Below are 12,541 nucleotides of genomic sequence, written 5' to 3' on the forward strand. Positions count from 1 at the left end.
TTTAGCCATTCTCTGAGGATACTATGATGGATTACAGCACGTCTGATCTGTGTGATCACTTCGCCGATGCCATTGACGTACTTGAGCCAATGTTTATTAACTTTGGCGGACAACATGCCTTTTGTGGTCGTATAAAAACGGTGAAATGTTTCGAAAACAACGAAATGATCGCCGAAGTACTGCAACAAGATGGAACTGGTAAAGTTTTATTGATTGATGGTGGAGGCTCTACACGACGCGCCTTAATCGACATTGATCTCGCTGAGCTTGCCTTGGAGAACAACTGGCAAGGCATCGTCGTATACGGCGCAGTACGTCATGTCGAAGAGCTCGAAGAATGTGAGCTTGGCATTCAAGCCATTGCCTCTATTCCTGTCGGCGCAGACAGCGAGGGCACGGGCGTGCAAGGCATTCCTGTCAATTTTGCAGGTGTTTCTTTCTTTGATGATGATTTCCTGTACGCAGACTCGACAGGCATTGTTATTTCAGCTGAAGAGTTATTGCTCGAAGTAGACGAAGACGACGCCTAACCTACTATTTAAGTCCATCACCAAGCCACTGTGCTTTACGAGCCCTGGCTTGGCGCTGTTTACCCTAACCTGCTTTTAATACCTGAAACACCATGACTGCACATAACTGGATCAAGATTTATAACGAATCAAACATCAGCGAATATACAGCTACACGAGAAAATGAAACACGATTTTGGCAATCATTGTCTTTTTTGAAGTCACAATCCCCGCTGCCTGAGGCACTAAAAGATGCCGCAGAGTTTGGCATAAAATATGTTCTCGTTGCCGTCAACGAAGACATTGGACCGCGCGGTAATTGCGGTAACGGCGGAGCAACGGATGGCTGGCACGCATTTTTAAAACGTTTTTTAAATTTGCCTTGCAATCAGTTTCTCACTCCTAGCAATGTGCTATTACTGGGAGAGGTCATCACCGATGATTTACAGCAACAAAGTGAGACGCTGGATAACAGCTTAGATGCCGACCTCACTCGACTTAGAACCTTGTGTGAAGAACTGGATGTGCGTGTTAGCGCTGTACTAAAAGCCATATTTGATGCGGGGCTAGAACCAATTGTGATAGGTGGTGGCCACAACAACAGCTTTGGTTTGTTGCAAGCTCTGTCAAACAGTCAACAGAAACAATGTCAGGCAATAAACTTTGACCCCCACGCTGATTTTAGAGCCATAGAAGGCAGACATTCAGGTAACGGGTTTAGTTACGCACATCATGCCGGTTACCTTGCTGATTATCACGTTGTCGGTATGCATGAACAGAAAAACAATGACACCATCATTGCTTCATTGCAAAGCGCTGGGTTTACTTATACTACGTACCAAGACATCTTGGTATCTCGCAGCACATCACTCACCGATGCTATTAAAGTTGCAACTACACGGTTTGATCCAAATCTTCCTCTTGGTATTGAGGTGGATGTCGATGCTATTTCAGGGATGCCAGTCAGTGCGTATACCAATTGTGGCTTCAGCGTTAATGATGCAGAGCACTTTGTTTACCTGAGTGCCAAACAAGCAAATACACACTATTTGCACCTGTGCGAAGCTGCACCAAAAAATCACCCTCAGGGGGCTGCTCAAGGATATATCGAGGCGGGGCAAGTATTGTCAGGTCTAGTATGTAGCTATTTGAAAGCGCGACAAAACTAGCTAGCATCTGAGGTGTTGGGACTATCTCCTAGAGGGTGCTCCCAGCGCCACTGCTTCAACCAACTGATCATGCCGATACTACTCAGAGGCCGTGTAAATAAATAACCTTGAGCGGCAAAAGCATTGAGGTTTTGGGCAAACTGCAATTGCTCTTGAGACTCTACTCCTTCGCAGATCACCTTACACTCTTGTACGTTCTGCATTTCAACGATGCCACGCACCACAGCCTTAAAGTTCCCTTGGCTCTGATTCGGCGTCGTCAATGAGCGCCCAAGTTTCACATAGTCCACTTCTAACTTTGGCAGCTTAGCCAATAATAGTGGAGATTCTCCAAAACCATCTACACAGAGCTTCACGCCCATAGTGCGCAACCTGGCCACCATGGCGACACCTTGTTGATCAAGTGTGGTGAACATCTGTGATGGACACTCAATGATAATATCTTGCGGCATCAGCTGATGTTCGACCAAAATTCTATCAACAAACTCGATGAACTCTTCGTGCAACATTTCAGGCCCAAACAGGTTGATCCCAAGTGGCATTTGGATCCCTTCAACCCGAAGCGCCAGCGCGATTTCAGCTGCACGTTCAATAACATACTGCGCCAAAGGCAGTGCAAGCCCTGCGATACGAATATCATCGATGAACTTACTCGCAGCTAAGATCCCTTGCTTGGGGTGCTGCCAGCGCAAGAGCAACTCAACGTATTCAATGTCGCCGTCACTGTTTCTAACAATTGGTTGAAAATACAGTTCCAACTCATTTTTAAAGTCAATATGCGCGAGCTCTGCCAGTCTAGCTTGTTGCTCTAATCTATCGATCTGCATTTTCTGCTGGTAAGGTGCGATGGTTTTATCTGGGCTGCTGTCTAGCGCCAAAAATACACAAGTAAGCAACTCGTCAAATTGACCCAATTCTTCATCACAGTTGACATAACTAGCCCTTGCACTGACCTCTATAATACAGTTACCAACATTGAAAGGTTTTAGCGTACTCTCGATTATTTCTGCACATAATTGTTCGTGAAGATGCTGCTGGTGAGCTAGGCTACACACAAATACAAAATGCAATCCACCTAGATGCGCTAATCGCTCAACATCATTGCCCATCGCGATGGGCATAATATCGTGGCATTGTAAATGTTGTTTCATGCGATTTGCGGATTGCGCGAGCAACAAGTCACCAAACTCACGACCAAGGTGAAAATTAACTTGTTGAAACCCTTCAAGCCTCACCATCACCAACATGGCTGTCCCAGGCTCACGCGCTCGATACTCATTAAATGCTTCTCGAATACCTGCTCTATCCGGTAGCCCCAATATATCCGCATTAGAGTCTAAATTAGACTCCATCGGGGCTCTGTCATCTAATCGCGGCCCTTCAAGAAATAATTCGCTGATAAACACAGGAAGCAGAGTTAAAACCACATAAACACTTGGTAAATGCCACCAAAAATGGCTGACCGTCAACAATGTCGCAGCAACTGCACACAGCGCACAGATCACAATATGACGGCCTTGACCCAATTTATCGCTTTGCCATATATGCAATAGTAAAATGGCAACTAAAACGTAAAGTGCGATATCGCCCATAGAGGCGAGTATAGCCAGTCCTGCCGCACCAAGTAGCGCGTGAAGAATACGATTGACAGCAAAGTGTGAACGGGCGATGGCAACTAAGCTCAAGCTCACCACCACCCCCGCATAAAATGCCACCGCCAGCGGAGAGTACATGACGGTATGCAGTGAGAGATCAGCTAGTTTCGTTGCTCCCCAAGTTGGAAATACCCAGCACATATTGAGCAATATAAAGAGATATTTTATCAACGAAAATTTAGCCATTACACGACCACTACTGACCTTTAATATTGAGTAAGTCTACCCGATATCCACAGATTTAACAGATCGTTTACGCCAAACTGGTAACTTAATTCAGCGGGATGTTGGATTTGCCACATCGCAATATCTGCTTTCGCGCCGACTTTCAGCACTCCTCTGTCGGAAAGCCCAAGCGCTTTTGCAGCATGTCTCGTGACACCTAACAACGACTCTTCTGGTGTCATTTTAAATAGAGTACACGCCATATTTAGCATTAGACGCAGCGAGCATAGAGGCGCAGTGCCGGGGTTAAAATCACTGGCGATTGCAATCGGAACCTGATGCTTTCGCAGCAATTCTACAGGTGGGTGTTGCGTCTCTCTTAGGAAGTAAAACGCACCAGGTAAGATCACAGCCACAGTGCCAGACTTAGCCATTGCCATCACGCCGCGCTCATCTAGGTATTCGATATGATCCGCTGACAGCCCACCAAATTCAGCAACTAACTCACTGCCATGTTGATTTGAGAGTTGCTCTGCATGGCATTTAACTTTTAAACCCAATTCCGTTGCACGTTCAAAAACACGTTTTGTTTGAGCGTGACTGAATCCGACATTTTCACAAAAAACATCAACTGCATCAGCCAAGCCTCTCTGTGCAACTAGCGGTAACATTTCGTCACACACTAGATCGATATAGCCATCACTATTGCCCTTATATTCAGGCGGTAATGCGTGTGCGCCTAAAAAGGTGCTTTGAATTTGAATTGGGTGATGGTCATCCAATATCTGGTTTACTTCGAGTAATTTAAGCTCGCTTTCTGTATCTAGACCATAACCGGACTTGCTCTCTACGGTTGTCACTCCCTCTTTTAGCAACGCATTTAGACGCTGTTTTGCAACAACAAAAAGCTCTTCTTTAGAGGCCAGCCTCGTTGCCTTAACCGTAGTGGCAATACCTCCACCTTGCTCAGCAATTTGCTGATAAGACACCCCATTTAAACGCTTTTCAAACTCCTCCGCACGTGAACCAGCAAATAAAATATGGGTATGACAATCGATCAATCCAGGCGTCAACCAGGCTCCTTTTGCCGACGTAACTGGCGTTGCAAGTGCATCGAACTCAGGCATCTCAGATTCTTTGCCTAACCAAAAAATGGTGTCGCCCTTTATCATTATCGCGGCATTTTCTATGATGCCATAAGCGCCTGTGACTTGGTCGTCCATTGTGGCTATATTTGCATCAGTTATTACTAAATCTACTTCAATCACTGTCTACACTCAGTTGGAGAAAATTGATACAAGTTTAGCAAGAATACTTGTATATACAAGATAGCTATGCCACCTTTATGAATAAGCTTTTATTACACGGTAGCAGACAGTGCCAGAACAACCTAAGTTTGCACAAATTAAACAACACATTATTGATCAAATTCGCGCTGGAACTTGGCAAGAGCATCAACGTGTACCGTCTGAAAATGAGTTATCTGATCAATTTAAAGTAAGCCGTATGACCGCTAGGCGAGCGCTGAGCGAGTTAACCGAAGATGGCGTGCTCACCCGCAGTCAAGGGTTGGGGACGTTTGTTGCGAGTCTTAAATCTCAATCTTCACTGTTAGAGATCCGTAATATCGCAGATGAGGTGGAAGAGCGTGGTGGCAACTACAGTTGTGTTGTTTTATCACTGGAGTCAATGTCTGCTATCGCGCCAATTGCAATCGCGTTGGGTGTAGAGATAGACAGTCAAGTCTATCGCAGTGTTATTGTCCATCACGAAAATGAAGAGCCCATTCAAGTCGAAGAACGTTTCGTCAATCCGGCACTTGCGCCAGAATATTTACAACAGAACTTTACCACTTTGACGCCCCATGAATATTTGACCCATGTTGCCCCGCTCACTGAGGCTCGCCATACCGTTGAGGCCATTATGCCCAATGAAGAAGTCTGCCAATGGCTGAACATGTTTAACGAAGAGCCGTGCCTACAGATGATCAGAAGAACATGGTCCTCTCAAGGCATCGTCAGCTTTGCACGACTTATATCGCCTGGCAGTAAGTACCGCCTTGGTGGTCACCTCACGTTCAAAAAGTAAGAGGCGCTCAAATCATATTGCGGTACTGAAAACCCAGCTCAGTGATCGCTGCGCCATCGATCACTCTAGACACAACCTCGTCGCTGGCAAAGTTGGGAAGTTCACTACCATAGGCCTCACAATGGTTTTGATAGTATTGCTGCTTGGTCGGGTGAGATGGATGGCACAAATTGTAAATTGACTGAGCTGTATGCCAATTTGTCAAAATGCACATGATCCCTTCTACCACATCTTGTTGATGCACCATATTGACCGTAGCATTGGAAGAGCTTGATAAATGTTTACCGGCAATAAAACGTCCCGGCTCTCTGCCAGGACCGACGAGGCCAGCCAAACGTATTACTTTGCCTTGTTGTGCCAGCACCATTTGCTCTGCGTTTTGTAAAATCTGTTGCCGTTTTGAATCTTGTGCTGCCAGTGGCGAATGTTCATCATAAGTACCCGCTTCAGTCCCATACACAGCTGTTGATGAGCACAGTAAAAACCCTTTGCACTGCATTGATTTTGCCGCTTCAAGTGCGCACGTTAAAGTCTCTAAATAATGACTGTCGCTTTGGCGCATGCGCGGGGGAATGGCACACACCCAATACGCATCAGATAGCGTAAGAGAATGATGAAGTTTAGTATCAGTCACACAGAACGCTTGAATATCCTCTGATACATCAGCCTGCCTTCGCGTCGCTTGGACACTCCAACCGCAAGATTTAGCGCTGTGTGCTAGGGCATTGCCTAACCACCCAGCCCCTAAAACGATCAACTTATTATTCATCATATTTTCTTAATTTTACCTATAATGGGTCATAATGTTAGTACAGCATGATGAAAAACGCTATCGGCATTTCCTCAGCTTTAGGTTATAAATTTGCAACTGCAATTTGATGATTCTTTACTATTTTTTTATTTTTGTTGGAGCGATATGATAAATGCTCATGTCTCACCTTGCTCATACTCCGTGTAAATTAGGTAGATCTATCAATTGAGATATGGTTTTATTATGTTAGCGCTGTCCCAATAAAAAGAATATGTCATGTTTGAAAACTTATCTCTTCGTAAAAAAATTCTCATCTTAATCGGCGGCACAATCTCTGTGCTACTTATGCTGGCTTCTACTTATTTTGTTAATCATATCGCAACAATATCGCGTCAAGGTATCGAGCGCGAAGCACAGAGTTATATTTACTCTGAAAAGTTGTCTATGGAATCTTTTTTCGCCCAATACGGCAAAGTAGTTGGCACATTCGTAACCAATCCGCACAACGTGAATTGGTTTGACAATTATTCTGTTAGGGAACAAAGCCTCACAGGAGATAAAGGCTACAGCGAAGTAAATGAAGACTTTCAGCGCATCAGCCAAAGCGATGAAAACATTCTTTCTGCTTTCATGGCTTCTGCTAGAACTGGTGAATATTTCAAAGAAAATGAGCGTACGTCCAATTTCGCCGATGGACGCCCTTATTACGCCTATAAACGCCCTTGGTGGCAAGACGCTTTGAACCACGGCAAGCTCTATGTCGGTGCGCTCTCTGTTGATATCAACACAGGGGATGTCTCTGCCGTCGTACAACAACCTATTTATAATAAGCAAGGTGAATTAGTCGCGGTAGGCGGCGTAGATTTACAAATAAATAAAATTAGCGCCATGGTCGAAGATATTCAGTTCGACGGTGAAGGCTACGGCTTTTTACTAGATAATGAATTAAAAGTCGTTCATCTATCAAAGCGTACTGGCCATAATTTGTCTACAACTGACGCAGGGCCACGAGGTAAAGAAGGATTAGCAGGCCTTGAGCAACAATTCCAAGATACCAGTGGTTTTACTGAATTAACCCGCCTAATTGACCGACAGGACGATGGCACAGCTACGGTAACCCTGCAGGGCCAAGAGTACTACGTGGTGTTCAACAGTGTAAAACTAGATACCCCTGTACTTGACTGGCATGTTGGTATTTTGATCCCGGTAAGCCTCATTGACGAGCCGGTCAATGAGGCCGTCATGAGCACGGTAACTGCGGTGATTGTGATTTTATCTATCATTGTCGCGATGATTTTACTCGCCACGCAAATGATCACACGCCCTATCATCACCCTAACTGACACAATGCGTGACATTGCATCGGGTGAAGGTGACTTAACGCGTCGTATCAATATTTCAAGTCAGGATGAAGTGGGTCAATTGGCCATGCATATGAACACCTTTATCGACAAGTTACGTGCCATGATGATTGATACCGCTGCGCAAGCCGAACAATTAAGTGGTGCATCAGCTCAACTGCGTGATGTCTCTAACAATACCAATGCCGAGATACAGCAAGAAAAAGAACAGGTCGATAGTGTCTCAGCAGCGGTGACCGAGATGGCTGCAACCGTTACCGAAATCTCTCGCAATGCCCATGAGACGAACCGCGCTTCAGATCTTGTACAATCCATGACAAATGATGGCGCACAGCGCTCTAGTCAAGCACAAGAAGTGATGACTGAACTGGCTAGCCACATTGGCGACGCAGCAAAAGTAGTGGCAGGGCTAGAGCAAGAAACCAGTAATATTGGCGCTGTTATTGATGTCATTAACGGCATTGCAGAGCAAACCAACTTACTTGCCTTAAACGCCGCGATTGAGGCTGCCCGTGCCGGAGAACAAGGTCGAGGCTTTGCTGTGGTTGCCGATGAAGTGAGAAGTCTTGCCAGCAGAACACAGGAATCGACAGATGATATTCGCAATATGATCTCACGACTGCAGCAAATTGCGCAGCAAGCATCAACCATGATGCAGCAAGGTCAAGAACGTGCACAAAGCTCTGTGGAACAGACACAAGAAGTGCTAGATGCACTACGCAATATCACAGATTCGGTTAATACTGTACAGGACCAGAGTCATCAAATTGCTACCTCTACGGAAGAACAGACAGTGGTAGCTGAAGACATCAACAATAGCCTTAACGCCATCAATGATCTCGTGAATAGCACTGCCAACCACGCGCACCTATTAGCAGATGAGGCAAGAGACTTAAATGACTTAGCCAAAGCACTTAATGCCACAGTAAATCAATTTAAACTTTAATCTCCAAAAAGTTTTGGTACGACATAACATGTGTCGTACCAAAACCACTTAAATTTTTCTCATATTGCCACACTTCAAACTTGCTCAATTAGCAAGCAAAAACAACTTGTTATCTCATCTATTGCAACGAATATCATTAGTTATCAGCAGCTAAGAAATTAGATGTGACTATTGATCACAATCAAACAATTTCACTCACAAGCCTTTACTTGGGTATTTTTTTTCGCCAAATTAATAATAAAATATTAGAAAAGCAGTATATTTAAAAGAACTATTTTTTACCTTTATGCAATTAAACTCATAGCTCGTGCGAGCATGTAGGGTGTTATATGATAAAAAACTGGCGTTTAAGCCAACAACTTAACGGCGCCTTCGGCGTAATGATATTGATGATAATCGTACTCTCTATTACGGCTTTTTGGGGATTGAGCAGCGGATTCAATAATTTTGTCGAATACCGTACCAAAGCAAGAGACAGTAATTTGGCTGGACGGATTCAGGCGAATTTACTAGAGGTAAGGTTACAAGCCATTAAATACTTAAAGCATCAAAGCGATGCAAATATTGCCCAATTTGACCAGCGATTAGAACTACTAGAAACGCTGCTCGATAAAGCCCAAGCCCAATATTCTGACACCTCCCAACTCAGCATCATCACTGATAGCCAAAAACAAATAGAACGATATGAACGCAGCTTTAGACAAGTCATCACTTTATATGAGCGTCGCCACCAAATAGTTAACAGTACTTTGAATAAACATGGACCTGAGCTAGATAATCAATTGCGCACCATGATGGATAATGCGCAGTCCATTGAGGAAGTAAATAAAATCAGTGCGCTACGAAGCTTGTTGCAACAAGGCCGTTTATCAACAAACCAGTTTTTAGTGGCCAATGCTGAGCGGGATTACCAGGTGGCGAAAGACACACTAAATTCGTTAAATGCGCAAGCAACACAATTATTGCAACAATCTCAAACAAGTCAATATCAGCGGTTTATAGCCCCCTTAGAAGCGTATCAAGCTGGGCTAGAAGAGGTTTATCAGGTCATCATCAAACGTAATACGGAAATAACACAGTCACTGGATAAAATTGGCCCAGACGTCGCAGCCCAAGTTGAAAATATCAAGTTAGATATCAAAGCATCACAAGATGAGTTAGGACCAATAGTGCAAGCAGCCAGCGCCAATGCCAAGTTTATTGTCATCACACTCGCATTGCTTATCATTGTATGTGGCGTATTTTTTAGCTGGTTTATTAGCCGAATTATCAAGCTACCAATTGGCGGGGAACCACGAGAAATCGAAGCTATGGCAAGAAAGATTGCCACAGGCGACCTAACTGTTCACTTCGATCAAAGCCAAACCAATAGTGGTATATACCAAGCGATGTCAGAAATGGTGTCGAATCTTCGGACATTTATCGAACAGATCCATCAGTCCACAGATACGCTGACTGCGACAGCGCACAATATGAGTGCCATCACGACACAGGCAATGCAAGGTGCTGAGCAACAAATGGCGCAGTTAGAGAATACCGATAGAGCAATGGATGAAATGGCTCAGACCGTTTCAAATATCACCCAAAGCACCCAATCTGCAGCGGATACAGCGACAGCCGCAGAAGAATCTTCGCAACATGGGCTGAATGCCGTTGCACAAACAACAACCTCAATCACTACATTAAAAGCAGACATTGACAATGTCAGCCAAACCATTTCAAAACTTGCAGAAGAAACTCAATCGGTAGGATCTATCCTTGATGTCATCCGTGGCATTGCAGATCAAACCAACTTACTTGCACTCAATGCTGCCATTGAAGCGGCCAGAGCCGGAGAACAAGGCCGCGGATTTGCGGTAGTGGCTGATGAGGTACGCAGCCTAGCAAGTCGCACGCAGCAAAGTACAGAAGAAATTCAAGCCATGATCTCTAGGCTTCAACAAGAAGCACAGCGCTCAGTAGAACTCATGGCAAGTAATGTCGACAATGCTGAAACCACAGCTGATCAAATTCACCAAGCAGGACAAACTTTGCAACAAGTATCAGACTCAGTCATCGCGATCCGTGATATGAGTATCCAAATAGCCAGTGCCACCGAACAGCAAAATGCCGTAACACAGCAGGTCTCCCAAGGGGTTCGCGATGTCACTGGGACAGCAAAGGAAACGGCGCAAGGCGCAGAAAAAGCGTCCACTGATGCTACTGTACTCGCCACACTGGCCGAAGATCTCGCTGCCACAGCCAAACGTTACCAACTTTAACGCACTTTTAGGCAATACGAGGCCTTCTGTATTGCCTAATAATCACCCCATTGCGTCAGATCAAACTCTGCTAATTTAGTAACACCTATACTGAACAAGTGTAATATTTTTTGAGTGCGATCGTGATTAAACTACCTCATTGGGAAGATTCCCTGATCCAGAAGTATAATATTTCTGGTCCAAGATATACCTCTTACCCCACCGCTTTATCATTGACCTCCGGATATGATCAAACTGCATTGACCAACGCCATTGCCAATTCATCTAACCGTGCGTTGTCGCTGTATATCCATATCCCCTTTTGTCATCAGCTATGTTACTACTGTGGCTGCAATAAGATTATTACCCGCCACCAGTCCAAAGCCGATGTTTATCTTGATCATTTAGTTCAAGAAATCGAGGCGCAAGCACCATTGTTTAAGGATTATCATGTCGAGCAACTACACCTAGGTGGTGGTACACCAACATTTTTAACCGCAGCTCAAATGGTGCGGCTCATTTCAGCCCTCGAGCAGCACTTTGAGTTTACCCATCTTGCACAACGCAGCATTGAAATAGACCCGCGCTCTCTGGCTGATGGCATGTTAGTGTCGCTAAAAGAGATGGGGTTCAACCGCGTATCATTTGGTGTTCAAGACTTTAATGACGAAGTACAAGCTGCTGTTAATCGCCCGCAGCAACTTGACGAAGTACTCACGGTTTTGCAGCAAGCGCGCGCTCTGGGCTTTAAATCCATCAATATGGACATGATATACGGCTTGCCACATCAAACCCCGGAGACTTATAAGGCAACCATAGAGCAACTTATCGATCTGGCACCAGATCGTGTTTCTCTCTTTAACTATGCTCACCTGCCAGATAGATTTGCAGCCCAGCGAAAACTCAAAGAGCAAGATATGCCAACGCCAGATCAAAAACTGACGATCTTCAAGGCGACTCTTGAACGTATGACACACGCGGGATATCAATACATTGGGATGGACCATTTTGCAAAACACGATGATGAGCTAGCAATTGCACAGCGCGAGGGTCAATTGCACCGAAACTTTCAAGGGTATACCACCCATGGTAACTGTGATTTATTAGGCTTGGGTGTGTCATCCATTTCGCAGATTGGCAATGCCATATTACAAAACGAGAAAGAGTTAAGACCCTATTATCATGCTGTCTCAGAACAAGGTAATGCAATTTGTAAAGGGATATCACTGACCCAAGACGACCTCATTCGAGCGGCAGTTATAAAGCAGCTAATCTGCCATTTTGAACTAGACAAATCATCTATTAGTGAGCAGTTCAATCTCGATTTCGATGAGTATTTTGAGCATGCATGTATCGCACTTGCGCCATTGGAGAAAGATGGCCTTGTTATCAACGATCAGAGCACCATCACAGTGACAGCCAAAGGCACATTATTTATCCGGATTATCTGCATGTGTTTTGACGCTTACTTACAACAACAGATTAAAAATACCCGCTTTTCTCGAGTTATCTAATCTAAACGACGGGTCAGTTTATAAACTGACCCGATAACACGTTTGACACTAATGTGGCGTTAATTAATCTATCTTACATGCGGCTGAATTTAGTGATAATAATGCTTTGAGGGAGCCGTCAAATCTGGATATCAAAAGCCCCC

General features: G+C 44.6%; 9 protein-coding genes. 6 read left to right on the forward strand and 3 right to left on the reverse strand.

What is annotated here, in order from left to right; genetic code table 11:
• The first annotated feature begins 26 nt into the window (after window positions 1-26).
• Together rraA and QNM18_RS19210 are read left to right on the forward strand one after the other, a co-directional pair.
• Window positions 27-530, forward strand: a complete 504-nt coding sequence (rraA, locus tag QNM18_RS19205; RefSeq protein WP_036975546.1) for a ribonuclease E activity regulator RraA — start codon at window positions 27-29, stop codon at window positions 528-530.
• A 92-nt stretch (window positions 531-622) separates the two neighbouring features.
• The gene (locus QNM18_RS19210; RefSeq protein WP_284138150.1) at window positions 623-1,678 is read left to right on the forward strand and encodes a formimidoylglutamase; all 1,056 of its coding nucleotides are present in this window, start codon (window positions 623-625) and stop codon (window positions 1,676-1,678) included.
• On the opposite strand, the gene QNM18_RS19215 is transcribed toward QNM18_RS19210, so the two are convergent.
• Both QNM18_RS19215 and hutI read right to left on the reverse strand, forming a co-directional pair.
• The gene (locus QNM18_RS19215) at window positions 1,675-3,411 is read right to left on the reverse strand and encodes an EAL domain-containing protein (RefSeq protein ID WP_417714840.1); all 1,737 of its coding nucleotides are present in this window, start codon (window positions 3,409-3,411) and stop codon (window positions 1,675-1,677) included. The genes QNM18_RS19210 and QNM18_RS19215 overlap by 4 nt on opposite strands.
• A gap of 128 nt (window positions 3,412-3,539) precedes the next feature.
• Complete coding sequence (gene hutI, locus QNM18_RS19220) at window positions 3,540-4,721, reverse strand: imidazolonepropionase (RefSeq protein ID WP_284138176.1); 1,182 nt, start codon at window positions 4,719-4,721, stop codon at window positions 3,540-3,542.
• Between the two features lie 154 nt (window positions 4,722-4,875).
• On the opposite strand from hutI, the gene hutC reads away from it, so the two are divergent.
• The gene (gene hutC / locus QNM18_RS19225) at window positions 4,876-5,586 is read left to right on the forward strand and encodes a histidine utilization repressor (RefSeq protein ID WP_284138151.1); all 711 of its coding nucleotides are present in this window, start codon (window positions 4,876-4,878) and stop codon (window positions 5,584-5,586) included.
• 7 nt (window positions 5,587-5,593) lie between these two features.
• On the opposite strand, the gene QNM18_RS19230 is transcribed toward hutC, so the two are convergent.
• On the reverse strand, window positions 5,594-6,358 hold the full coding sequence (locus tag QNM18_RS19230; RefSeq protein WP_284138152.1) for an NAD-dependent epimerase/dehydratase family protein: 765 nt from the start codon (window positions 6,356-6,358) through the stop codon (window positions 5,594-5,596).
• Between the two features lie 255 nt (window positions 6,359-6,613).
• Here QNM18_RS19230 and QNM18_RS19235 point away from each other — a divergent pair, with 255 nt between their 5' ends.
• The 3 genes from QNM18_RS19235 (at window position 6,614) to hemN (ending at window position 12,398) form a co-directional block, all read left to right on the forward strand.
• A complete protein-coding gene (locus tag QNM18_RS19235; protein WP_284138153.1) occupies window positions 6,614-8,644 on the forward strand; it encodes a methyl-accepting chemotaxis protein in 2,031 nt (676 codons plus the stop codon).
• Window positions 8,645-8,973: 329 nt separating this feature from the next.
• On the forward strand, window positions 8,974-10,905 hold the full coding sequence (locus tag QNM18_RS19240) for a HAMP domain-containing methyl-accepting chemotaxis protein (protein ID WP_211012921.1): 1,932 nt from the start codon (window positions 8,974-8,976) through the stop codon (window positions 10,903-10,905).
• A gap of 122 nt (window positions 10,906-11,027) precedes the next feature.
• Window positions 11,028-12,398 carry an oxygen-independent coproporphyrinogen III oxidase gene (gene hemN, locus QNM18_RS19245; protein WP_211012920.1) on the forward strand — a complete coding sequence of 457 codons (1,371 nt, stop codon included), beginning with the start codon at window positions 11,028-11,030 and terminating at the stop codon, window positions 12,396-12,398.
• Window positions 12,399-12,541: the final 143 nt, after the last annotated feature.

The organism is Pseudoalteromonas obscura, assembly GCF_030135505.1.
Lineage (GTDB): Bacteria > Pseudomonadota > Gammaproteobacteria > Enterobacterales > Alteromonadaceae > Pseudoalteromonas > Pseudoalteromonas obscura.